This is a genomic window from Alloalcanivorax marinus (assembly GCF_016906305.1).
GTDB lineage: Bacteria > Pseudomonadota > Gammaproteobacteria > Pseudomonadales > Alcanivoracaceae > Alloalcanivorax > Alloalcanivorax marinus.
Genome location: NZ_JADDOL010000022.1, coordinates 40,079 through 64,458 on the forward strand (window position 1 = coordinate 40,079; position 24,380 = coordinate 64,458).

At 60.9% G+C, this 24,380-nt stretch carries 17 protein-coding genes; 10 read left to right on the plus strand and 7 right to left on the minus strand.

Annotation, left to right across the window (positions count from 1 at the left end; all coding sequences use genetic code 11):
• Positions 1-6 precede the first annotated feature (6 nt).
• The 7 genes from IM760_RS15835 (at position 7) to IM760_RS15865 (ending at position 9,779) form a co-directional block, all read left to right on the plus strand.
• The gene (locus tag IM760_RS15835; RefSeq protein WP_204431204.1) at positions 7-816 is read left to right on the plus strand and encodes a symmetrical bis(5'-nucleosyl)-tetraphosphatase; all 810 of its coding nucleotides are present in this window, start codon (positions 7-9) and stop codon (positions 814-816) included.
• 421 nt (positions 817-1,237) lie between these two features.
• Complete coding sequence (locus IM760_RS15840; protein WP_204431205.1) at positions 1,238-3,160, plus strand: PrkA family serine protein kinase; 1,923 nt, start codon at positions 1,238-1,240, stop codon at positions 3,158-3,160.
• A 25-nt stretch (positions 3,161-3,185) separates the two neighbouring features.
• Positions 3,186-4,466, plus strand: coding sequence for a YeaH/YhbH family protein (locus IM760_RS15845; RefSeq protein ID WP_204431206.1), 1,281 nt, complete (start codon positions 3,186-3,188; stop codon positions 4,464-4,466).
• Complete coding sequence (locus tag IM760_RS15850) at positions 4,463-5,974, plus strand: SpoVR family protein (protein ID WP_204431208.1); 1,512 nt, start codon at positions 4,463-4,465, stop codon at positions 5,972-5,974. Before IM760_RS15845 ends, IM760_RS15850 begins: the two co-directional genes overlap by 4 nt.
• 110 nt (positions 5,975-6,084) lie before the next feature.
• Positions 6,085-7,107, plus strand: coding sequence for a Fe(3+) ABC transporter substrate-binding protein (locus tag IM760_RS15855; RefSeq protein WP_204431210.1), 1,023 nt, complete (start codon positions 6,085-6,087; stop codon positions 7,105-7,107).
• Positions 7,108-7,111: 4 nt separating this feature from the next.
• A complete protein-coding gene (locus IM760_RS15860; RefSeq protein WP_204431211.1) occupies positions 7,112-8,713 on the plus strand; it encodes an ABC transporter permease in 1,602 nt (533 codons plus the stop codon).
• Between the two features lie 10 nt (positions 8,714-8,723).
• Positions 8,724-9,779: an ABC transporter ATP-binding protein gene (locus tag IM760_RS15865; RefSeq protein WP_204431212.1), complete on the plus strand. Its 1,056-nt coding sequence runs from the start codon at positions 8,724-8,726 to the stop codon at positions 9,777-9,779.
• On the opposite strand, the gene IM760_RS15870 is transcribed toward IM760_RS15865, so the two are convergent.
• Entirely contained in the window at positions 9,752-10,729 is a 978-nt protein-coding gene (locus tag IM760_RS15870; protein WP_204431213.1) for an NAD(P)H-dependent flavin oxidoreductase, read from the minus strand. The two genes, IM760_RS15865 and IM760_RS15870, sit on opposite strands and share 28 nt — an antisense overlap.
• Before the next feature lie 63 nt (positions 10,730-10,792).
• Entirely contained in the window at positions 10,793-11,716 is a 924-nt protein-coding gene (locus IM760_RS15875) for a DMT family transporter (RefSeq protein WP_204431214.1), read from the minus strand.
• Positions 11,717-11,935: 219 nt separating this feature from the next.
• Here IM760_RS15875 and IM760_RS15880 point away from each other — a divergent pair, with 219 nt between their 5' ends.
• The 3 genes from IM760_RS15880 to IM760_RS15890 all read left to right on the plus strand — a co-directional run bounded on the left by IM760_RS15880 (position 11,936) and on the right by IM760_RS15890 (position 15,225).
• Positions 11,936-13,177, plus strand: a complete 1,242-nt coding sequence (locus tag IM760_RS15880) for a multifunctional CCA addition/repair protein (protein WP_204431216.1) — start codon at positions 11,936-11,938, stop codon at positions 13,175-13,177.
• Positions 13,165-13,902, plus strand: coding sequence for a pteridine reductase (locus IM760_RS15885; protein WP_204431218.1), 738 nt, complete (start codon positions 13,165-13,167; stop codon positions 13,900-13,902). The genes IM760_RS15880 and IM760_RS15885 overlap by 13 nt, the downstream gene beginning before the upstream one ends.
• A gap of 405 nt (positions 13,903-14,307) precedes the next feature.
• Entirely contained in the window at positions 14,308-15,225 is a 918-nt protein-coding gene (locus IM760_RS15890) for a hypothetical protein (RefSeq protein ID WP_204431219.1), read from the plus strand.
• Positions 15,226-15,452: 227 nt separating this feature from the next.
• Here IM760_RS15890 and IM760_RS15895 read toward each other — a convergent pair whose 3' ends face one another.
• The 5 genes from IM760_RS15895 to IM760_RS15915 form a co-directional block, all read right to left on the minus strand.
• Entirely contained in the window at positions 15,453-15,812 is a 360-nt protein-coding gene (locus IM760_RS15895; protein WP_204431220.1) for a hypothetical protein, read from the minus strand.
• Positions 15,813-15,917: 105 nt separating this feature from the next.
• Positions 15,918-16,295, minus strand: coding sequence for a hypothetical protein (locus IM760_RS15900; RefSeq protein ID WP_204431224.1), 378 nt, complete (start codon positions 16,293-16,295; stop codon positions 15,918-15,920).
• 2 nt (positions 16,296-16,297) lie between these two features.
• Positions 16,298-23,542, minus strand: coding sequence for an RHS repeat-associated core domain-containing protein (locus tag IM760_RS15905; RefSeq protein ID WP_204431229.1), 7,245 nt, complete (start codon positions 23,540-23,542; stop codon positions 16,298-16,300).
• A gap of 19 nt (positions 23,543-23,561) precedes the next feature.
• Entirely contained in the window at positions 23,562-23,930 is a 369-nt protein-coding gene (locus IM760_RS15910) for a hypothetical protein (protein WP_204431231.1), read from the minus strand.
• Between the two features lie 13 nt (positions 23,931-23,943).
• The coding region (locus tag IM760_RS15915) for a hypothetical protein (protein ID WP_204431232.1) at positions 23,944-24,380 on the minus strand (437 nt) is incomplete at its 5' end.

A 24,380-nucleotide genomic window follows, 5' to 3' on the forward strand; every position in this document is an offset into this window, starting at 1 on the left:
CGCCCCATGAGTACCTTCGCCATCGGCGACCTGCAGGGCTGCCTGGGCCCCTTCGAGGCGCTGCTCGACACCATTGGCTTCAACCCGGACCGGGACCGGCTGCTGCTGGCCGGGGACCTGGTCAATCGGGGTCCGGACTCCCTGGGGGCCCTGCGCCGGGTGCACGCCCTGCGCGACAACGTGCAGGTGGTCCTGGGCAATCACGACCTGCACCTGCTGGCGGTGGCCCACGGCCACGCCCGTCCGAAGAGCAAGGACACCCTGCAGCCGATTCTGGACGCCCCGGACCGGGACACCCTGCTGGCCTGGCTGCAAAGTCAGCCGTTGCTGGTGGACGCGCCGGAATTCGGCGCCGTGATGACCCATGCCGGTCTGCCGCCCCTGTGGACCCTGGACCAGGCGCGCCGGCGCGCGGCGGAGATCGCGCAGGTGCTGGCCGATCCGCAGCGGGCGGATATTTTTTTCGGCCAGATGTACGGCAACGAACCGGCCGGCTGGCGCGATCACCTGACCGGCGCCACCCGCTGGCGGGTGATCACCAATTACTTCACGCGCATGCGCTTCGTCGACCGCCAGGGCGACCTGGACCTGACCACCAAGGGCGAGGCCGACCAGCCGCCGGCGGGCTTCGTGCCCTGGTTCGAGCATCCGGATCGCCTGGACCCGGGGCGCCGGGTGCTGTTCGGCCACTGGGCCGCCCTGGAAGGCCGCAGCGGCGTGGACGGGGTGGAAGCCCTGGACACCGGCTGCGTCTGGGGCGGCTGCCTGACCGCCCTGCGGCTGGACGACAACGTCCGCTTCCGCTGCGACTGCTGATCGCGGCGGACGCCCGGCGGGCGTTTTCCACCGCTTATCCGATATCACACGCCCTCCACTTTTTCTTCACGGTTTTGTCCATTTTTGCTTTTGACTTGGCGTTCGTTTTGGCGCCATGCTAGAACCAGAGTGATTCAAAACATCCCACGGTTTTGAATCCGCCCGCATTGCTCGACCCCGTCATCACGCCGCCGTCCGCGGACGGCGGCCGGGAGTATCCGATGAATTATGCGCGGACCCTGATCTGGCTTTTCCTGACCACCGCCCGGTGGCACGGGCCCGCTTTAATTCTTTCCGCCGTCCCGTTTTTTCTCGCCTCTTTTTTCCCGCCGCGGTTCGCGCCGCGCCGCGAAGTTGGAACGGAACTGGCATGGCATCCGTTTGATTCCACCGATTCCCCATCGTCAGGAGGGAGTAAGGCATGAGTATTCTTCGCCACTACCAGGCCCGGTTCGATGCCGCCCAGGAAGATGAAATGTCCCTGGAGGATTACCTGGCCCTGTGCAAGACCGACCCCGGCGTCTACGCCTCGGCCGCCGAGCGCATGCTGATGGCCATCGGCGAGCCGGAACTGGTGGACACCTCCAAGGACCCGCGCCTCTCCCGCATCTTTTCCAACAAAATGATCCGGCGCTACCCGGCGTTCTCCGAGTTCTACGGCCTGGAAGACGTGATCGAAAACATCGTCAGCTACTACCGGCACGCCGCCCAGGGCCTGGAAGAACGCAAGCAGATTCTTTATTTGCTGGGCCCGGTGGGCGGTGGCAAATCCTCGCTGGCGGAAAAACTCAAGGCGCTGATGCAGAAGATTCCGTTCTACGCGATCAAGGATTCGCCGGTGAACGAGTCTCCCCTGGGCCTGTTCGACCCGGAGGAGGACGGCCCCATTCTGGAAGAGGAATACGGCATACCCCGCCGCTACGTGAACACCATCATGTCGCCCTGGGCGGTGAAGCGGCTCAAGGAATTCGGCGGCGATCTGAGCCAGTTCCGGGTGGTCAAACGCTACCCCTCGATTCTCGATCAGGTGGCGGTGGCCAAGACCGAACCCGGTGACGAGAACAACCAGGACATCTCCTCCCTGGTGGGCAAGGTGGACATCCGCAAGCTGGAGGACTTCGCCCAGGAAGACCCGGACGCCTACAGCTTCTCCGGCGGTCTGTGCCGGGCCAACCAGGGCCTGCTGGAATTCGTGGAAATGTTCAAGGCGCCGATCAAGGTGCTGCACCCGTTGCTCACCGCCACCCAGGAGGGCAACTACAACGGCACCGAGCACATGGGCGCGATTCCGTTCGACGGCATCGTGCTGGCGCACTCCAACGAAGCGGAATGGCAGACCTTCAAGAACAACAAGAACAACGAGGCCTTTATCGACCGGGTCTATATCGTCAAGGTGCCCTACTGCCTGCGCGTCACCGAGGAGCAGCAGATCTACGACAAGCTGCTGCGCAACTCCAGCCTGCGCGAAGCGCACTGCGCCCCGGATACCCTGCGCATGCTGGCCCAGTTTTCGGTGCTTACCCGTCTCAAGGAACCGGAGAACTCCAGCATTTACTCTAAGATGCGCATCTACGACGGCGAAAACCTGAAGGATATCGACCCGCGCGCCAAGTCGATCCAGGAATATCGCGACATGGCCGGCGTGGACGAGGGCATGGACGGGCTTTCCACCCGCTTTGCCTTCAAGATTCTTTCCAAGGTGTTCAACTTCGACCACACCGAGGTGGCGGCCAACCCGGTGCATCTGATGCACGTGCTCGAGCAGCGCATCGAACAGGAGCAGTATTCCCAGGAGCGGCAGGACCAGTACCGCCGCTTTATCAAGGAATACCTGGTGCCGCATTACGTGGAGTTCATCGGCAAGGAAATCCAGACCGCCTACCTGGAGTCCTACTCCGAATACGGCCAGAACATTTTCGACCGCTACGTGATGTACGCGGACTTCTGGATTCAGGACCAGGAATTCCGTGATCCGGACACCGGCGAGATCTTCGACCGCCAGGCCCTCAACGAGGAGCTGGAAAAAATCGAGAAGCCGGCGGGCATCTCCAACCCCAAGGACTTCCGCAACGAGGTGGTCAACTTCGTGCTGCGAGCCCGCGCCAACAACGCCGGCCGCAATCCCAGCTGGATGAGCTACCAGAAGCTGCGCGACGTGATCGAGAAGAAAATGTTCTCCAACACCGAAGATCTGCTGCCGGTGATCTCGTTCAATCCCAAGGGCAGCGAGGACGACCGCCGCAAGCACGACAACTTCGTCAAACGGATGATGGACCGGGGCTACACCGAGAAGCAGGTGCGCCTGCTGTCGGAATGGTACCTGCGCGTACGGAAAGCCCAATAAAGGCAGTTGCTTCCGGAGTAAGCCCATGAGCTACATCATCGACCGGCGTCTTAACGGCAAGCACAAAAGCACGGTGAACCGGCAGCGCTTTCTGGAGCGCTACCGGCGCCATATCCGCGAAGCGGTGAACGACGCGGTGGGGCGGCGCTCGATCACCGATATGGAACAGGGCGAGCGCATCTCCATCCCGCGCAAAGACCTGTCCGAGCCCGGCTTCCACCATGGCGCCGGCGGCCGCCGCAACGTGGTGCACCCGGGCAACAAGGAATTCCAGCAGGGCGACCGCATCAAAAAACCGTCCGGTGGCCAGGGCGGCGCCGGCGGCCAGAAGGCCGGCGACAGCGGCGATGGCGAGGACGAATTCGCCTTCGAGATCGACCAGCGCGAATTCCTCAACTTTCTGTTCGAGGATCTGGCCCTGCCCAATCTGGTGAAACGCCACCTGCAGGGCACCCGCAATTTTCACCGCCGCCACGGCGGCATCGTCAGCCACGGCCTGCCCGCCAAGATCAATATCGTGCGCTCCATGCGCCAGGCCTCCATGCGCCGGCGCGCCCTGTCGTCCGCCAGCCGCAAGCGGCTGCGCCTGCTCAAGGAGGAGCGCGACGCCCTGCTGCGCCAGGACCAGTCGCCGGAGCGCCATCAGCGGCTGGCGGAACTGGAAGAGCAGATCACGCGCCTGCAGCGGCGGCTGGAACGTATTCCGTTTCTGGACGAAGTGGATCTGCGCTACAACCACCACGTCCAGGTGCCGACCCCGGTGAGCCGGGCGGTGATGTTCTGCATCATGGATGTGTCCGGCTCCATGAACCAGGACATGAAGGACCTGGCCAAGCGCTTCTTCCTGCTGCTCTATCTGTTCCTGCAACGGAACTACGAGCACACGGAAGTAGTGTTTATCCGCCATCACACCAGCGCCAAGGAGGTGACCGAGGAGGAGTTCTTCTATTCCCGGGAAACCGGCGGCACCATCGTCTCCAGCGCGCTCAAGCTGACCCTGGACATCATCAAGCAGCGCTACCCGGTGGACGAATGGAACCTGTACGCCGCCCAGGCCTCCGACGGCGACAACTGGAACGATGATTCTCCGTCCTGCGCGCGCCTGCTGGAGAAGGAGTTGCTGCCGCGCCTGCAGCACTTCTCCTACGTGGAAGTGATGCCGCGCAGCCACCAGGCCCTGTGGGAGCAGTACCAGAGCGTGCAGGACCGGCACGGCGACAGCTTCTCCATGGCCCAGCTCGACGAACCCGGCGACATCTATCCGGTATTCCGGCGTCTGTTCAAAAAGCGGATGGAGGCGGCATGACGGTGACCGAAAGCAAACTTCTCTCCACCGGCTCGGATTGGGACTTCGACACCCTGGCCCGCTACGACCAGGCCATCGCCGAGCTGGCCCACGGCAAGTACGGCCTGGACACCTACCCCAACCAGATCGAGGTGATCTCCTCGGAACAGATGATGGACGCCTACTCCTCGGTGGGCATGCCGGTGGGCTACAACCACTGGTCCTTCGGCAAGCAGTTCGTGGAGGTGGAAGGCCGCTACCGGCGCGGGCAGATGGGGCTGGCCTACGAGATCGTGATCAACTCCAACCCCTGCATCGCCTACCTGATGGAAGAGAACACCATCACCATGCAGGCCCTGGTGATCGCCCACGCCAGCTACGGCCACAACTCCTTCTTCAAGGGCAACTACCTGTTCAAGACCTGGACCGACGCCTCGGCGATCATCGACTACCTGGTGTTTGCCCGCCATTACATCGCCGAGTGCGAGCAGCGCCATGGCGTGGCGGCGGTGGAAGAGACCCTGGATTCCTGCCACGCGCTGATGAACTACGGCGTGGATCGCTACAAGCGCCCCACGCCGATCTCCGCCCAGCGGGAACGGCAGCGCCAGCGGGAGCGCGAGGAAGTGCTGCAGCGGCAGGTGTCGGAGTTGTGGAAGACGTTCCCGGAACTGCAGCCGGCGGTGCAGCGCCGCGAGCCCAGCCGCCGCTTTCCGGCGGAGCCCCAGGAAAACCTGCTCTATTTCCTGGAAAAAAACGCCCCCTTGCTGGAGCCCTGGCAGCGGGAGATTCTGCGCATCGTGCGCAAGATGGCCCAGTACTTCTACCCACAGCGGCAGACCAAGGTCATGAACGAGGGCTGGGCCACCTTCTGGCATTACACCCTGCTCCACGACCTCTACGACAGCGGCCAGGTGGGCGACGGTTTCATGCTGGAGTTTCTGCAGAACCACAGCCAGGTGGTCTACCAGCCGCCATTCGATTCCCCCTATTACTCCGGCATCAACCCCTACGCCCTGGGGTTCGCCATGTTCACCGACATCCGCCGCATCTGCGAGGACCCCACCGAGGAGGACCGGCGCTGGTTCCCGGACATGGCCGGCAGCGACTGGCTGAAAACCCTCAAGTTCGCCATGGAGAGCTTCAAGGACGAGAGCTTTATCCAGCAGTTCCTGTCGCCCCGATTGATCCGCGAGTTCAAGCTGTTCAGCCTGTTCGACGACGCCGAGCGGGACTATATCGAAATCGACGCCATCCACGATGACCGTGGCTACTACCTGATCCGCAACCGGCTCTCGGAGCAGTACAACCTGAGCATCCAGGAGCCCAATATCCAGGTTTACCATGCCGACGTACGCGGCGACCGCTCCCTGACCCTGCAGCATATCCGCCAGCACCACCGCCCCCTGGACGCGGACAGTGGCCGCGAGGTGCTGCGCCATCTGCACCGCCTGTGGGGCTTCGACGTGCACCTGGAGAGCATCGACAACGGCACCGTGGTGGAACGGCTGTCGATGCCCGCGCCCTGAGCCGCCACCGGGCACGCCGGCACCGGGCAGATACGTCCGGTGCCTTGATTGATAAATATTCTCATTAATGATTGTATCCGGCGCGTGTTTTCTGCCTGGAGCCTTTCCCCATGCGCCGTCTTGGCCTGCTCGTTTCCCTGCTCGTCGCCGCCCTGATCACCACCGGTTGCGGCACGCAAACCGACGAAGTGAACGTCTACTCCGCCCGCAAGGAAGCGCTGATCAAGCCGCTTCTGGACCGCTTCTCCGAACAGACCGGCACCACCGTGAACCTGATCACCGGCAGCGCCGATGCCCTGGTGGAACGCATGAAGGCGGAGGGCGAACACAGCCCCGCCGACGTGCTGATCACCGTGGACGCCGGCCGGCTGTACCGCGCCCAGCAGGAAGGCCTGCTGGCCGCCACCAGCAGCCAGGAACTGGACCGCCAGGTGCCGCCGGCCCTGCGCGAGCCCGAAGGCCGCTGGTTCGGCCTGTCGGTGCGCGGCCGGGTGATCGTCTACGCCCCGGACCGGGTGGACCCGGCCAACCTGTCCACCTACGAAGCCCTGGCCGACGAGCAATGGGCCGACCGCATCTGCATCCGCTCCTCGGACAACATCTACAACCAGTCCCTGGTGGCCAGCCTGATCGCCCACGACGGCGAGCAGGCCACCCGCGAATGGGCCGAGGGTCTGGTGGCCAACATGGCCCGGGATCCGGTGGGCGGCGACCGCGACCAGATCAAGGCGGTGGCCGCCGGCGACTGCGATCTGGCGGTGGTGAACACCTACTATCTCGGCATGATGCAGGCCGATCAGGACGATGAGACCCGCGACATCGCCCACCGGGTGCGGGTGTTCTGGCCGAATCAGGACGGCCGTGGCATCCACGTCAACATCTCCGGCGCCGGCGTCGCCGCCAACGCCCCGAACCCCGACAACGCGCAAAAGCTGCTGGAATTCCTGGTCAGCGACGAATCCCAACAGTGGTACGCGGAGACCAACCACGAGTACCCGGTGCGCCCCGGCGTGCCCACCAGCGAGCTGCTGCAAAGCTGGGGCGAGTTCAAGCAGGACGACCTGCCGCTGGTGAAGCTGGGTGAGCTGAACGCCGACGCCGTCAAGGTGATGGACCAGGCCGGCTGGAAATAAGCCGTTGCGGTCCGCGGCGGGCGGCCGCTCCTGGCTGCTGCTGATTCTGGCCCTGGCGCTGGCCGCGCCGGTGCTGGTGGTGGCCGGCAGCTGGCTGGCCGGCGCCTCCCCCAACTGGGCGCACCTGCGCGCCACGGTGCTGCCCGGCTATGTGCGCCTGTCGCTGCTGCTGGCCCTGGGCACCGGCCTGGGCGCCCTGGTGATCGGCGTGGGCGCCGCCTGGGCCGTGGCGCGGTTGCGTTTTCCCGGGCGCCGGCTGCTGGAATGGGCGCTGCTGCTGCCGCTGGCCTGCCCCGCCTACCTGATCGCCTACACCTGGACCGGCCTGCTGGCCAGCGAGGGGGCCCTGCAGCGGGCGCTGGCGATCCCCCTGCCGGACATCCGCGGCCCCGCCGGGGCGGTGGCCATGTTTACCCTGGTGCTTTACCCCTATGTGTACCTGATGGCGCGGGCCGCCTTCGTCAGCCAGGCGGCGCTGGCCCAGGAGGTGGCGCGCACCCTGGGCGCCGGGCCCTGGCGGCGCTTCTTCCGGGTGGCGCTGCCGCTGGCCAGGCCGGCCATCGTCGCCGGCCTGGCGCTGGTGCTGATGGAGACCCTGGCGGACTACGGCACCGTGGCCTATTTCGGCGTGCCCACCCTGAGCACCGGCATCTACCGCACCTGGTTCGGGCTCGGCGACCGGCTGGCGGCGGCGCAGCTGGCCGGCGTGCTGCTGCTGGCGATGGTGGTGCTGTTGTGGGTGGAGCGCCACGCCCGCCAGCAGCGGCGCATCGCCGGCGGCGGCCCGCCGGCCCCGGCCACGCCGCTGCGCCCGCTGCCCGGGCTGCTGCTGGCGGCGCTGCTGTGGCTGCCTATCGTACTCGGCTTCCTGCTGCCGGTGCTGCAACTGGCGCTCTGGAGCCTGCCCCGCTGGCGCGGCCTGCTGGCGCCGGACTTCCTGGCGCTGCTCGGCACCAGCCTGCTGATCGCCGCCAGCACCGCGCTGGCGGCCACCGCCCTGGGGCTGCTGCTGATCTGGGCCCGGCGGCTGCGCGCCGACCGGCCCCGGCGGGCCGCCGCGCGGCTGGCCGGATTCGGTTACGCGGTGCCGGGCACGGTACTGGCGGTGGGCGTGGTGATGGTGCTGGCCGGCCTGGACCGGGGCCTCAACGACCTGCTCACCGCCGTCGGCCTGCCGGGGCCGGGGCTACTGTTTTCCGGCACCCTGTTCGCCGTGATCTTCGCCTGCACGGTGCGCTTTCTGACCATCCCGGTGCAGGGCCTGGACGCCGGCCTGCAGAACCTGTCGCCCAATCTGGACAGCGCCGCCCGCTCCCTGGGCGCCCGCCCCGCCGGCCTGTTGCGGCGGGTGCATCTGCCGCTGCTGCGGGTGCCGCTGGCCACCAGCGCCCTGCTGGTGTTCGTGGACACCCTCAAGGAACTGCCGGCGGCGCTGGTACTGCGCCCCTTCAACACCAACACCCTGGCGGTGCGCGCCTTCGAACTGGCCTCCGATGAACGGCTGGCGGACGCCGCCCTGCCGGCGCTGGCCATCCTGCTGGCCGGGGTGGCGCCGGTGATCCTGCTGACCCGTTCCATGCGCGTGCCCCACGCCCCGTCACGATGAGCGTTTCGTTATGCTGACTCTGGATCGTCTTTCCCTGCGTTTCGACCACCAGCCGGTGCTGGACCTGGTCAGCCTGACCCTGGACGAAGGCCGCATCGGCTGCCTGATCGGCCCGTCCGGCTGCGGCAAGACCTCGCTGCTGCGGCTGATCGCCGGCTTCCTCGCTCCCGACGGCGGCCGCGTGCTGCTGGACGGCGAGCCGGTGGCCGAGGCGCACCGGCAGACCCCGCCGGAGCAGCGCCGGGTGGGCATGGTGTTCCAGGACATCGCCCTGTTTCCGCACCTCAACGTCACCGACAACATCGCCTTCGGCCTGCACCGGCAGCCGCCGGCGGCACGCCGGGCCCGGGTCGCCGAGCTGCTGGCGCGGGTCGGCCTGCCCGGCCTCGGCGACCGCTATCCGCACCAGTTGTCCGGCGGCCAGCAACAGCGGGTGGCCCTGGCCCGGGCGCTGGCGCCCCGGCCGCGCCTGCTGCTGCTGGACGAGCCGTTCTCGGCCCTGGACGCGGAACTGCGCGAACAGATCAGCCGTGAGGTGCGCCAGATTCTGCTGCGCGAGGGCATCACCGCGCTGTTCGTCACCCACGACCAGAACGAGGCCTTCGCGCTGGCCGATCAGGTGGGCGTGATGCACGGCGGGGAACTGCGGCAATGGGACACGCCCTACCGGGTCTACCATCAGCCGGCGGACCGCACGGTGGCGGACTTTATCGGTGGCGGCGTGCTGATGCCGGGACGGGTGCGGGACGTGGACCGGGTGGACACCGCCCTGGGCGAGCTGCGCGGGCCGCTACCGCCGGGGCTGGCGCCGGGCGCCGAGGTGGACGTGCTGGTCAGGCCGGACGATCTGGTGATCGACGACGCCGGGCCGCGCCGGGCGCGGGTGGTGGAGTGTCTGTTCCGGGGGGCGCGCATGCTCTACACGCTGGAACTGGACAACGGCCAGCGGCTGCCCTGCCTGGCCAACAGCCACCACGCCCATGCGGAAGGCACGGGCGTGGCGGTGCGTCTGGATCTGGAACACCTGGTGGTGTTCGCTCAGTCGAGCAGGCTCACCAGCCGCTGACGGATGGTGGCGGTGCACTCCTCGATGATCGAGGCCACCAGCTCGTCGCAGGACGGAATGGCGTCGATCAGGCCCTGCACCATGCCGCTGGTCCAGATGCCGTAGTCCACGTCGCCTTCCTTGAGCGCCACCTTGCCCTTGGCGCCGGCCACCAGATCGCTGATCAGCTCGAACTTCATGTCCTTGCCGGCTTCACGCTCGATCTCGTTGACCCGCTCCGCCACCTTGTTCTTGTAGACCCGGGCGGTGTTGCGCAGCGGCCGGTAGACCAGCGCCGTGTCGCGCTCGCTGCCCTCGACGATGGCGCGCTTGATGTTATCGTGGATGGGCGCTTCCTTGGTGGCCATGAAGCGCGTGCCCATGTTGATGCCGTCGGCGCCCAGGGCCAGACAGGCGGCCATCTGCGCGCCGGTGCCGATGCCGCCGGAGGCGACCATGGGGATGTCCAGCACCTTGGCGGCGGCGGGCAGCAGCACCAGGTTGGTGACATCGTCCTCGCCCGGATGGCCGGCGCACTCGAAGCCGTCCACGGACACCGCCGCGCAGCCCAGGCTCTGGGCCTTCAGGGAGTGACGCACCGAGGTGCACTTGTGGATCACCTTGACGCCGTGCTCGTTGAACAGGGCCATGAACGGCTCCGGGCTGCGCCCGGCGGTTTCCACGATCTTGACGCCGGACTCGACGATGGCCCGGGCGTATTCCTCATAGGGCACCGGCTTGATGGTCGGCAGCAGGGTCAGGTTGACGCCGAACGGCTGGTCGGTCATCTCCTGGCAGCGGGCGATTTCCCGGGCCAGATCCTCCGGCGTGGGCTGGGTCAGGCCGGTGATGATGCCCAGGGCGCCGGCGTTGGACACCGCGGAGGCCAGCTCCGCGTAGCCCACGTTCTGCATGCCGCCCTGGATGATCGGGTAGCGGGTACCCAGCAATTCGGTAAGACGCGTTTTCATGAAGGTCTCTCTCCCATCGTGGTTCACCGACCCTACCCAGCCACCGGGCGCCGTACAATGATCTTATCCGTCACCGACTGTGGCGGAAACGACCTGCCGGCGCACCCGCCGGTCGCCGAACAGGTACAACCCCAGGGCGGCGACGATCACCGCCGCCCCGGCCAGCACCCGCGGGCCGAGCTGCTCATCGTTGAGCCAGGCGCCCAGGGACAGCGCCAGCACCGGCGTGATCAACGTGACCAGTGCCACGGTGGCCGCCGGCAGCCGGGTCAGCACCAGGAAGTAGCAATAGAAGCCCACCAGGGAACCGAACACCGCCAGATAGACGATCGCCCCGAGACCGCGCACATCGCCGCTCCACTGCACACCCTGGCCGGTGACCAGCACCGCCAGGCCGTACAGCGGCAGCGAGGCGATCAGCCCGCCCACGGTCTGCTGCATGGGCGCCAGGCCGGCGCCGACCCGCTGCACCACGATGCCCGACAGGGCGAACAGGCTCACCGCCGCCAGAATCCACAGCATGCCGCGAACGCGCCCCGCCAGCGCCACGTCGCCCCGGCCCAGGGCCGCCAGGCTGTCGCCGAACACCAGCGCCAGCCCGGCCAACCCCAACAGGCAGGCCAGCCAGTGCCAGGCATTGAAGCGGGCGCCGCCGCGTACCGCCAGCAACATCACCCCGGAAATCAACGGCGCCATGCCGAACACCACCGAAATCAGCCCGGAAGGCAGATCCCGCGCCGCCATGTAGCTGCAGCCCATGGCCCCGAAAATGCCCGGCAGGGCGGCGCCGTAGCTGGCCAGCGCGCGGCGGTGCAATGGCAGCCCCTGGCGGCGCGCCAGCAACCACAGCACCCCGAGCAACGCCGCCAGCGCCATGCGCCCGCCGGCGGCGGCGAACGCCGGCAGCGCCTCGCCGCTCCATTTGATGCCCAACGGCGTAGTCGCCCAAACGGCGATCACGATCAGATAGGCGGCCAAGGTGTTCATGTCATTCCTTGCGTATGGTGGCGCGGTTGCGGCGAGGTTGTGAAGGCTCCGGAGGCCGGGGACAATACCTTGACCGGGCAACGATGGGGATACCTGAGAAGGCCCTCCGGCGACGGCGCACAGGGCGCGCGCCACGCACGGCGGGCCAAAAAAAGCCGCGGGCTTGTACAGCACCGCGGCTCGCGAGAATATTCTGCTGCAAAGGGTGGGTGACAACAAATGGATATTTATTTAGTAGGCGGAGCGGTTCGTGACGAACTGCTGGGCCTGCCGGTCAAGGAACGAGACTGGGTCGTGGTGGGTGCCACCCCACAGCAGCTCATCGATCAGGGCTTCAAACCGGTGGGCAAGGACTTTCCCGTGTTCCTGCATCCGGACACCCGGGAGGAATACGCGCTGGCGCGCACCGAGCGCAAAAGCGGCCACGGCTACACCGGTTTCGTCTTCCACGCGGAACCGGACGTGTCCCTGGAGCAGGACCTGGTCCGCCGGGATCTGACCGTCAACGCCATGGCGCGCACCGCCGACGGCGAAATCATCGACCCCTTCGGCGGCAAGCGGGACCTCAAGGCGCGGCTGCTGCGCCATGTGTCGCCGGCGTTCACCGAGGACCCGTTGCGGGTGCTGCGGGTGGCGCGGCTGGCCGCCCGCTATCGCTGGATGGGCTTCCGCGTGGCCGAGGAAACCGTCGAACTGATGACCCGCATCACCATCAGCGGCGAACTGACCCACCTGCCCGCCGAACGGGTCTGGAAGGAAACCAACCGCGCCCTGATGGAGCGCTCCCCCCAGGCCTACTTCCAGACCCTGCACGACTGCGGCGCCCTGGCGGAACTGTTCCCGGAGCTGGCGCACCTGGACGGCGTGCCCCAGTGCCCGGACCACCATCCCACCGTGGACGTGCTCACCCACCAGTACCGCTGCCTGGCCCAGGCGGCCCGCCAGCAGCTGCCGTTGACGTCCCGTTACGCCCTGCTTTGTCACGATCTGGGCAAGGCGGAAACGCCGCCGGACGGCTGGCCGGAGCACAAGGGCCACGAACGGCGCGGCGAGCAGCTGGCCCGGGAAATGTCCCAGCGCCTGCGGGTCTCCCGGGAACTGGCCGACGCCGCCGTCACCATGACGCGCTGGCAGCGGCGTGCCCAACGGGCCCTGAAACTGCGCCCCGCCGACGTCTGGGAAATGCTGCACAGCCTGGACGTGGTGCGCCGCCCCCGGCGGCTGAAATTTTTTCTGGCCGCCTGCGAAGCGGACGCGCGCACCTGCGCCGCCGACCCCAAGGCGCCGTTCCCCCAGGGCGAGTACCTGGCCGGCGTGGCCGAGGCGGTGCGCCAGGTGGACGTGACCGGCCTGCGCGAAGCGGGCCTGGCCGGCCAGGCCCTGGGCCTGGCCCTGGACGAAAAGCGTCTCAAGGTCATCAAGGAATACAAAAAGGAGTTTCTCGAACGATGGCAGCCATAGCGCTGGTCACCGGCAGCGCCCGCCGCATCGGCGCGCGCATCGTCCGCGCCCTGCACGCCCGCGATTGCCGGGTGGTGATTCACTACCGCAACAGCGAGGCCGAGGCCCGTGCCCTGGCGGCGGAACTGAACGCCACGCGGGCGGACAGCGCCGCCTGCCTGCAAGCGGACCTGAGCGATCCGGCCGCCGTGCGCCGGCTGGCCGCCGAGGCCCGCGCCTGCTTCGGCGGTCTGGACCTGCTGGTCAACAACGCCTCCAGCTTCTACCCCACCCCCCTGGCCGAGGCCACCGACCACGACTGGGACGAGCTGGTGCACAGCAACCTGCGCGCCCCTTTCCTGCTCAGCCAGGCCCTGGCCGACGACCTGGCCCGCTCCGGCCGGGGCGCCATCGTCAATCTGGTGGACGTGTACGCCGAAAAACCCCTCGCCGACCATCCCCTCTACTGCATGGCCAAGGCCGGCCTGGCGATGATGACCAAAAGCCTGGCCCGCGACCTGGGCCCGGCGGTGCGCGTCAACGGCGTCGCGCCGGGCCCGATCCTGTGGCCCGAACAGGGCGGCGCCGACCAGGACGCGGTGCTCAAGGCCAGCGCCCTGAAACGCGCCGGCGACCCGGACGACATCGCCGGCGCGGTCACCTGGCTCGCCCTGGACGCCCCCTACGTCACCGGCCAGATCCTGGCCGTGGACGGCGGCCGCTCCCTCGCCCTCGCCGGCACCTGATCGGGGTCGGACCACCACAAGCCACTGATTTATAAGAAAAACCATCAAATAACGGGCAGATTTACAGCCCTTAGGCTGCTTTTACGACAGTAAAAAGGCCTTTCTAAGGGGAAAAAGACCGGGCGCGCCCTGTGTTAACAGCCGGTATTTGCCCGCCAAAAAAGCCCTGCCAAGCCCTAAATACCGGCCATAAAACTTTTTTAAATTAATAAACTCAGTGACTTGCCGAGGTCCGACCCCAGGCAGAGTCGCCAGGCAGAGTCGGACGGAATGCACATTGCGGCGGGACGGGGGTGAAAGCCGGCGTCTTTTCCCCTTGGCAGACTGCGGCGCAACAACAACGCACCGCCAGGGGGAATATCCATGTTTGCTTCACTCCAGTTCATATCGCTTCCGCGCCGGGCTGTGCCCGGCCTTGTCGTGCTGCTGGCCGCCTGCGGCGGCGATCACGATCATCAGCCCGTGGACAGTGCCCCACCGAGCGACGGCGCCCGCGCCATCGCCGTGGACGCGCAAAACGCCGAGCCCTTACTGGGTGAGGTGATGTTCGTCACCAATCTGGTGGCCCTGAACGTGGCCTACGACCTGAACATGTACAGCGTGGTGATGCCGGTGACCGCCTGTGACAACGACGGCACCGTGGCAAGGGAAAGTGAAGCGGACGGCGCCGGGCGCGTCACCGCGATTCATTATGAAAGTTGCCGGATCTCCCTGGGGCCGGACACCGATCTGATGCTCGACGGCGACCTGGTTTTCCAATACGACAGCGCCGACCCGGCCTCGCCCTTCCAGGTCGACGCCACCGCCTTCGTTTCCGATCTGCGCGAAGACCAGAGCGGCACCGTGTACGGCAACCGCACCCGCCTGGACGGCACCCTGCGCATGACACCGGACCCGATCGCCGGCCTGCCCTTCGCCAGCGTCAGCGACGCCGGACTGACCCTGGCCTTCGAGTACCTGGAAGAAGATCAGGTGGTGGATGTTCGTGAATGGCAACTGAGGCACTTCGCCGTGCCGTTCGCCGTGGACCTGATGACCGGCGGCATGGGCATCGGCGCCCACGGGCGGCTGACGCTGACCGGCCCGGATCAGCCCGCCGGGTTCGTCGACCTGGACACCGACCCGCTGCTGTCCACCTCCATGGCGGCCTGCCCGGACTCCGGCGGCCTGACCGTCACCGGCGCGCAAGACAGCCAGGTGCGCCTCAGCGTTCAGCACGCCGATGAAGCGGTGATCACCACCAACGGCCTCGCCCGGCTGGTCGACTGCGGTGACCTGCTCGACCTCGCCGATCCGATGGCGGCGCTGGTGATCGCGCATTAGGCAGTGCTACAAATTGGTCTGAGCGCCGCTTTCAATTCGGTTGACGTGTATGCGAAAACACCAGTCAATCCCCGGGGGGAGGGACGCTCAGAGCGAGCCAATTGCAAAAATTGCCGCTAAACGCCAATCTCTTTAAAGAAAGACCAAATTCCTGGCGCCTTCAAAAAGCTGCGCTTTTTCCTTTAACAAACACTATTGCTCTCTGCAACCTCAACAACAGCCCCTTGCTACTGAAGCTTCAGCTCACCTGCATCACTGCAGCTTCCATTGTGAGTAAAAGCAACGACGTCCCTTTCCGAGATATAAGCCGCCAATGCCATTGCGCGTATCCCGTTGATTCGCTGCTCATCCAGCGTGCTTTTGTAAACTATCCAGCCGCTCTTTTCTGTGCCCGGGTGTGAACTATCAGCCGATGAATAATCAAGCTTGATCATAAAATCATTAGAGTCCCAACCACCTTCGAGCACTGAGACGATCTTTCCTGCCCCACAGGTCCCCGCCATAGCGGGATATACTCCAATTGCAAGGCCAAGGGGAAGCCCCCAAAACACCGACCTAATCCATACTTTAAAAACAATCACCATCATAAACTTACCCCCGAATTAATCACGCTTTTGTCAAAACGCCATCCAAAAACCGAACGCAAGGAATGCTCAATCCCACAACTAAAAAAATAAACCCTCTACGCAACCCTAATTTTCAATTTTTTCCCAACCAAAATTTTTGAGCTTTCTTTCAGGTTTGTAGGCCCACATAAAAATATAAGTGACGCCACTCAAAATCACCGGAGGGATAACTGTCAGACCACCACCTGCCCAACCACCAGTAAAGCAAAGAAATATAGAAAGAAAAAAAAACAAACAAATAAAAAATCTAAAAAGTAAATCATTAATGAACAAGAACCTTATAGGTCGAGGGATGTATATCGCCAACACATTAAAGGCAACAAGACTCACCACAAGGAAGATGTCGCCGTAATGGAAATAAAGCAAGGAAGGCATCATAAATATAACGCCATAGGCCCCCTTGCCCCACTCCACTTCTATATTTCTATAGGCTCTTTCCCCCACGCTCACTCCAACTTATTCTGAATAAAATATGATGTCATTGATGAATGAACACCAACAACCCCTGCCGGGATGGCCCCTCCCGGCACCCCCCTTATTACGGAGGATCCCACCGCGCCGAAAGCGTCCGTGAAGAGACCATAGCCGGCACCTGAGCGTCCTTGGCGAATACTATTAAAGGAGCTGCTGGCAGACCATCCGGTTATTGAAATCGAAAGGGCATTTGTGCCAGCAACTGAGCTCACAGTGGCTCCCCCGCTAAGTATAGCCATATGAATCGCCCCCAAAAAATTCGCCCCTTTATACAAAGAGGAATTAACATCGTAACTCCCAATCCCTAAGGATGAGTTAATATAGTCCGTCAAACCGAACGAAAGACCACTCCCAAAGCCCGTCGCAAAGTCCACAACTCCTTGTGGCAAGGAGGGAGGCGGACCATTGGAGCGATCTTTACAAGGACGCCCACTACATCCTCTTCCAGACATCTGGTTAAACAAATACCCCATCGCGCCTGTAGCAGCGCCGACAGCGAACTTCCCGCCGGTTACCTGAGACACAGACCCGCTGATAAAAGCTGCCGCGACCGTGCCACGCATAGGATCACCATCCGTCCAGGATTGAATAGAGTCACCCAGGACACCTTCGGTGGCGCCGCCAAGGAAGCCGGAGCGGACATCTCCTCCGGCTATGCCGGCGAAGAAGGCGCCTCTTGCCCCATGGGCAACCCCACTTCCGAACGCACCTAGATTCATATCAGCAATACCGCCGGCGACTTTTATATTCGCATAAGCCAAGGCTGCCGATTTAGTGCCTGCAAGCAAAGCCTGCTGCACAGGCGCCCCCGTGCCATAGGCCATCGCCCCGGAGGTCCAGCCCTGAAATGCTGTCACACAGCCAGCGGTAGCCGCACCCGCCGAACTCAGGGAGCAGCCCACGGTACCAACCAGCCCTATCACCTCGCCGGCGTACTTGTTCTTCGCGGCGAATCGCGCGAGTTCACGCCCCCCATAACGAGTCGATGCTTCCATCAGCGCCAATTGGGGGTTAAAGACCGCAAGAACCTCTTTGAAGTGATCTTTTACGAAGTCCGTTATGTCATCCCAAGTATCGCTCAACCAGGAGTAGCCCGAGGGATCCGTGTAGCTCATGGGGCTGTTCAACACATAGCTATACCGATTGTAGCTCTCAGCATTGTCTAGCCCTTTCACAACAGGATCCGCGCTCAGGAAACGTCCAATGGTCGGGTCATAGATTCGTCCGCCCATGTGGACGATGCCAACTTGATCCAACATCTCATGGCCCGTGAAGCCTTTCCCGGTGGCACCCTGGTCCCGCTCCATATCGAACCAGGCAACGTCCGAGATGGCGCTCCAGTCCAAGGTCTCGCGGGGGCGCCCCCAGGGGTCGTAACGATATCGCTCGCTGACGGCGCCCATGCCGTTAGTCACGGCTGCAACACTGCCCAGTGTATCGGAGAACAGGTACTCCTCCTTCTTCGATTCAAGATCATCGTCCTCAACCGACACTACAACGCCACCGGGCAAGGTCCAGCGCTCTCTCAAAGAAGGGGCACCACTTGCGGTACTTTCAACGCGCTCGTAATCGGCGAACATCCACTTGGTCACGATGCCGCTGTTGGTATCGGTGGTCCGTTTAATCATATTCTGGTCCGGACCGTATACGAAGGCGATCTCCGCATCATCTGACGTGATGGATATCGGTTTATTGAACGCCGTGTAGGAGATGTCCCGGCCTCCTCCCTTCACCATATTGCCGGCGGCATCATAACAATATTGCTGATTACGCTGCCCTTGTACTGAAGTAACCGCCTGCGGCCCGGGTTGGTAGGAGGTCTGTTCATGAACACAGCCCTCACCATATTGGTAGACCCCCACATCGTTGCGTTCAGTGATGTTCCCGGCAACGTCGTATTGGGCGGTTTGACTGAATGAAAGGTTGGCATCGTTCAGGTTCGCCACATCCGCCATTACCAGGCGATCCAGCGAATCGTAGGAGAACGTCTCCTCCAGATCCTGGTTAATCGCCAAGATAGCTTGAGCCCGCTGCCTCATATTGCCATTGGCGGCGTAAACATAGCTTTCGTTTTGTATATTCCAGCCAGAGCCGGAGGCCAGCGCGGCTTTCGCCCGCACCTGTGTCATGACGCCGGCCGCTGAATCATAGCCCATGACCTGATTGATCAATGCCCCGGATAACAAGCGCTCGGTAACGTCGCCCCTGGCATTCTGCGAGACCACCTGCCAGAAGGACGTCTGGGTCCCCACCTCACTGAGCCCCGTCACAAAACCCCGTGCGTTGTAACTGTATTGCACCTCAATATCTGGACCCGAGACTCTGTGTGTCGGGGTGATCGTACTGACACGTCCCGTTCCCGCTTCGTAGGAAGTCGACTTGCGGTAAGTCTCCCCATCAAAGCTGGTCTCCGTTTGTATCGGGCGGCCCAAAGCGTCATAGAAGGGCTCAGAGCTATACCCAGTCCCCATCGTTACGCCTGACAAGCGACCCAGGCCCTTCGAGGTATCGTCATAACTCCATTGGGTAGACGCTATCTGCCCCTGACAACCATTCAGGGCGGAAGCCAATGCACTGGCCCAAGGGGCACTCACAGAGTAGTCATCGGTGCGGCTTACTTTCCGCCCCAACACATCGTATGAGAGGCAAACGCGCCGGCCGGCACCGTTCTCTTGCAAGACCAGTTGACCGAAAGCGTCATAACCGTATTTCCAATCACCGATGTTGGGATCGCTGGAAGCGACTCGTCTCCCGGCGACGTCATACTCATTGGTGACGGTCATACCGCCGGGCAGATCGATCTGAACGAGATTACCGAGGGCGTCATAGGTGAAGGCGACCGTTCTGCCACCGTTATCGACAGATCTACGCTTATTGCCCGAAACATCGTTCAGCACAGAACTCGTTCTGGATTCACTGGCACCATTCAACGGGTCCGTCCAGGAGCGAATGGTCTGCGTACTCAGACCGTTGTAAGTAATCTCAACGATCAGACCTGATGCGTTGTTTCTTTGGGTAACCCGCCCTTTAACATCCCGAGAACTCACCACGTTCCACTGTGGAGAAGCGCTTTGGTAGTAGGGTTCGCTGACGCGCTTTTCATAACCCAGCGAATCATATTCGGTTTTCTGGACGATCCAATCCCCACTGAAACCTTGGGTGCGCACTTCCACCGCTCGGCCCAACACGTCCATGTACTCACGAGAAACGGATGATATTTTCGTGCCCGACGCCGACTCGCTCCAGCTTTCTGTGTAATAAACAGCCTGGGCTGGGCAGCCGAAGGCGCAGGATTTGTACTCCACGATAGAACTTGTACCATCAGGGGCGGTTTCTCGGGTTTTCCTGCCAACGGAATCGTATTCATTACTCGATACCAGGCCGTTGGGGTCAGTAACCGACAGCAGGTTGCCCGTCACTGCATCATAGTCATAGGACACCTGATGGCCTAGAGCATTGCTCTCCCGGATCATGAACTGACCACGAGTGTCATACAAATAATCTGTCGACCGCGGGCTGGCATTGGCGGCAGTCTGAACCACTGACGCCTTTAAGCCGTAAGAGTTATAAGTGTAGGTGGTTGTTTGAGAAAGCTCAGGCCGGTTGGGTTCCACCGTCTCGCTCTTCAACATCCCATAGAACGGCGACCCACTTTGATAATACTCCCAGGAAGATTCCCGCGTTATGGGCGAAGCAGCCATGCCACCGTAGCTGTGTGAGTAAGAGGTCTGCGAATCACTTAAGCGCCCAATCACCCAACCCACATAGTCATCTTGGTAATAGCTGTTGTGGATAACTTTATTGAAGGTCTGATTTTGGCCGACGGTGGTAATAGACTGTTCAATAAGCTGTGTTGCATCGTATTCGTTTTCTGTCGTCGTCGTTCGAATGAGCTGCCCAGTCAAATCGAAGTCCTGCACTTCGCTGCTGAGCAACTCAACGCCATAGCGATAGTTGGTTGCCTCGACGCCGTCCCAAACCGTGGTTGCGCTGATATCCTGATAGCCCAAGCCAGAATAGAAATGGGTTTCCCATTCATTATTCTCTTCGCGCACGGTCACCAGCTGCCCTGAACTAACTCTCAGCCTTGTTCTGCTTTGGACTACCCTGCCCGCTTGGTGCTCATAGACACTTTGACCATACCAAACCTCGCCGACCTTATTGCCGTTTTCCGAGGTGGTTTTTATATATTCAAAGCCCAATCCGCCGATCTCACCAGGCAAATAGCCATAGTTTTTATAGAAATACTCCTGCTCGCTATAGCCCCCGATACCATTGGATGTCCCCAACTTCGACACCACGTTCATCCCGGACGTCGCGAACACCTGCCCCTGGCTACCCAAATCTCGGCTGTGTTCGTAAACCGTCGGGTCTGCGATGTCCGTGTATTCTACGGAATATTCCAGACCGAAGCCGTTTTCCACACCCACAAGGTAATCGTGTTTTTGGGATGAACCAGAATCGTAACACGCCATACCTCGGTTGTTGGGAGGCGCGTCCGGGCCACCAATGGACTTCCAGTAAAGCACGCAGTAACTTGAATTCCCGTCGCCATTAATGTCAGCCCAACCTCGATTGATCTCTTTGATATGCCTGAGGCCGGCATATCCGCCAAAGCTGGGCAAAGAGTAGGTGACAACTTCATCACCGAACCCCTGAGCAGAAGAAATCATGCAGTTAAGCTCAGCATCGACCTCGGCACACCAATCCATCAGACCGTCAGAATTAACGTCCATAAACTGCGTTGCTTCAGCCATGGATTCATAACCGAAGCTAGACTGATAGGCTTGCACAACAGGCAAAAATGAAGAAACCACTTCATTGCCCCAGCCTTCGCCGGTGGATTCAAGACAAGACGCCCTGTAACCATGATAATTATTCTGTTTATGAGGGTAGATGCGACAGAAATCGGAATAGCCATTTCCGGTAAAATCTACAAATACAGCGGAGAAGTACTTTGTTGTAGCGCCCGCGTAGATAAAATTATCTGGCTCATTCCGGACAAAGTTAGATCCGGCCTTAACCCAACGCCCACCTTCCAGGTCGACGCCCGAATTGTTCAGATCACAAGTAATTTTCTGTTTTTCGACGACGCAAAAATCGGGGAGCCCGTCACCATTTATGTCAGACCAATACCCACCAAAATCTACCGTTCTTTTCGTGAAACCTGGTTCAAATTCAAAAAGCCCTTTTTTCTTTATTGAACAGGAGATGTAATCCTTTTCCGAATCAGTGGTGTATGCGAAACAAAAGTCCAATTCGCCATCACCATTTACATCCGTCCAAGAGCGAGCCCCAGCACTCAGAGCCCGAACGGGTCTCGGAATTTCCGCCGTCACGGTCTGGTTGAATTCAGTATCAATCTCACCATTGTTGATCCAGCATTGCAGGGTGTCCGTGCCGGCCGTCAGTTTCTCTCCCAAGGAGCGCGAAACACAGAAATCCACATACCCGTCATTATTGATATCCCGCCATGCCGGATCGATATTCCAGTTTGGATAGTCGTAAGGCCGGTCGCGGTCATATTCGTAATAAGTCCTGTCGAAGTTATTGTCAATTTCGGTAAGCAAGGTAAAGGCGGTCGACCCGTTTTGGGTGTAGCACACAATCTCCGCACCTCCCGCGGCCGGCGAGACCCTACAATAGTCATCGAAACCATCCCTATTAATGTCGACCCATCGATTGAATCCGGCTCGATGCAACCCTTCTTCAAAGACGCTTGGACTTGATCTCTGATTGGGGAATTTTATATATTTTCCGTTTGCGAAGCTGGGGCTGGGGCCAAGCTGCCAGTCAAAATCGGTAGGCTGAAAGCAATTATTTCTAGCGTCACACTCCGCATAACGGGTTAACAAGGAACGGCGAGTCGAGGGATTGCTCTCATACGTCAAATAATATTTTCTTAATGTTTGGTTGTCGGAAAAGCTCTCAACTGAAGCAAGCCTAAGACCAAGATTAACTTTTTTCCCTAAGACAGACGTCGTATTACCATAAGGGTCCGCCTCATATTTGAACTCAACTCCCGCATAACCGGCAGCACCGCCTCCTCTTTGGACGGTGTAAACGATTTCTTCGGGGAAGTAAGCTTCATAGCCACTCAGATAGTTGATGCGATAGCCATAGCCCAGCCGGTCCGATACGAAACTCAGCCCCCAAGTCGCAACAGGGGAACCGTTGATTTTTCCATATGAACGCGAATTATTCGCTTCGCCGTAATAGTAGATATCACCATTTTTCTTATATTCGACAAAGCCGCCATTCTCATAGACGACTTTTGAACCATTCTCTCTTTCTGGACGATAAATGGAGCCCTGCGCCCAATAATTGCCGCTCTCCAGGACCAGCCGAACACCATCCAGGCAAGCCAGATCCTGAGCAGTCCCATCTGCTGCTCTGACATACCCGTCCCGAAGTTTATTTCGGCCGCACCGAGTTACGGAGGACAGCCCGGATATCTGGAACCCCATCCCCGCTTGGCCGTACCCCCCATTGCTGGAGTAGTCCAAAGACACTGACGGAGTAATACCCGCGCCACCTTTAGGGGTGATTATCGGGATAGTGTAGTTAGCCGCGCCTTTGTCGACAGAAAACGAGGACTCCGACGCGCCCACCAATGAATAGATTGGGCGAACACCGCCGATTTTGCCAAAACGCCCATCTTCCAGCTCTGAGTAATAATCACCGTTAATGATCAACTCATCCGCTTCGCCGCCATATTTCCCGCCCACCGCAACGTCAGGATTTCCAGATACAGCCACTCCATCGAGGATGGTGAATTGATCCTCTACGGAAAAACGACCATTGGCGCTATTCCTCAAGTAAATGCTGTTTACATTTGCATTCAATGAATGCAGAAAAACATCGACCATGCCGTCGGCATCGAAGTCCCCGACCCGCAAGTCAAAATCATCTGTGGGGTGGAGCGGCAGGACGGCTTGGGGTGAAAGTGTGCAAACGGAAAAAGTGCCCGACGCGCTGCCGCAAAGCAGAATATCTTCATATCCCGTGTCTATTGGCACAGGAAAGGTGATACCAACACCGATTGGGACGTGTGCAGGCCGTGCCTTTAAAAATATGTCTTCATAACCATCAAGACCATGCTCAACACTTTCGATATCTGCTTGGTATATTTCGTACTGGTGGCTAGACAGCCACTGATAGGAAGCCGAAGATAAAGCTGGAAAAACCACCAATAGAAAATATAAGACAACCCGCATCCCCCAACCCTCTTTTTAATTACTTGACAGCTCGCACCGCATCTATGCGCGGCACCAAAAAAGGATCCATCCCAAATTTCTCAAGACAATTCATCTGCACCATTATGTCCAAGCCCTGAGATTTCGCCGCCAACAAAACGGCCAGCATCCTATCCGGCCTCGCCCCCCCTCCACTGATGAAGACAAAATTTTCAAAGGGCGCATAGACAGACTGCTCACAAGGAAATGTTTCAACAGAAGATTCATTAATTCCAATCTCTACCACATCACCGGCGCCCCCTACATATATACTTTCTATTTCTACCGGCCCAACCCAAGAACCCTGCGCCCCCCATGCCTCGCCCATAAACCCCAACAAAAAAAATATAAAAATTATTTTTTTGTTCATTACAGAATCCTCTTCAGTACTCTAAGCGTGCACGAATAAATTTTAATGGGCCTCCAGAGCATGGTGCCAAAACATCAAAATAGACTTGCCTACCTTGAGCCTGAGCTGACATAAAAAGAGAAACCAACATGTCACCTATCATTGATTCTTTTTCGTTATCTTCCCCCGCTGGCGACCAGGATAGTTCACTGATCGTAATATTCGGGCAGCCTTCCAGGTTAGTTTGTCCGCCAACCATCACACTTATATCTTTACCGAGCTCTGTGGAAGCGACTGATCCCACGTCATATGGGCCAATCCAGTCTGCATTAGATTTTTGAAAAAATACTAAAAGAAATAAAAATAAGAAAACTGCTTTATGCTTCATCCCCCACACCTCGATCGTCAATTTTATAAAGGGTATCCGGATTAAGTGGTAGATGGAGCCCCCTTGCTCCTTCGAACCCTTAA

What these genes read in the sequence shown, in the direction of transcription:
- IM760_RS15835 (WP_204431204.1), top strand. Translation starts at nt 7, where the DNA reads ATGAGTACCTTCGCCATCGGCGACCTGCAGGGCTGCCTGGGCCCCTTC.
- IM760_RS15840 (WP_204431205.1), top strand. Translation starts at nt 1,238, where the DNA reads ATGAGTATTCTTCGCCACTACCAGGCCCGGTTCGATGCCGCCCAGGAA.
- IM760_RS15845 (WP_204431206.1), top strand. Translation starts at nt 3,186, where the DNA reads ATGAGCTACATCATCGACCGGCGTCTTAACGGCAAGCACAAAAGCACG.
- IM760_RS15850 (WP_204431208.1), top strand. Translation starts at nt 4,463, where the DNA reads ATGACGGTGACCGAAAGCAAACTTCTCTCCACCGGCTCGGATTGGGAC.
- IM760_RS15855 (WP_204431210.1), top strand. Translation starts at nt 6,085, where the DNA reads ATGCGCCGTCTTGGCCTGCTCGTTTCCCTGCTCGTCGCCGCCCTGATC.
- IM760_RS15865 (WP_204431212.1), top strand. Translation starts at nt 8,724, where the DNA reads ATGCTGACTCTGGATCGTCTTTCCCTGCGTTTCGACCACCAGCCGGTG.
- IM760_RS15870 (WP_204431213.1), bottom strand. Translation starts at nt 10,729, where the DNA reads ATGAAAACGCGTCTTACCGAATTGCTGGGTACCCGCTACCCGATCATC.
- IM760_RS15875 (WP_204431214.1), bottom strand. Translation starts at nt 11,716, where the DNA reads ATGAACACCTTGGCCGCCTATCTGATCGTGATCGCCGTTTGGGCGACT.
- IM760_RS15880 (WP_204431216.1), top strand. Translation starts at nt 11,936, where the DNA reads ATGGATATTTATTTAGTAGGCGGAGCGGTTCGTGACGAACTGCTGGGC.
- IM760_RS15885 (WP_204431218.1), top strand. Translation starts at nt 13,165, where the DNA reads ATGGCAGCCATAGCGCTGGTCACCGGCAGCGCCCGCCGCATCGGCGCG.
- IM760_RS15895 (WP_204431220.1), bottom strand. Translation starts at nt 15,812, where the DNA reads ATGATGGTGATTGTTTTTAAAGTATGGATTAGGTCGGTGTTTTGGGGG.
- IM760_RS15905 (WP_204431229.1), bottom strand. Translation starts at nt 23,542, where the DNA reads ATGCGGGTTGTCTTATATTTTCTATTGGTGGTTTTTCCAGCTTTATCT.
- IM760_RS15910 (WP_204431231.1), bottom strand. Translation starts at nt 23,930, where the DNA reads ATGAACAAAAAAATAATTTTTATATTTTTTTTGTTGGGGTTTATGGGC.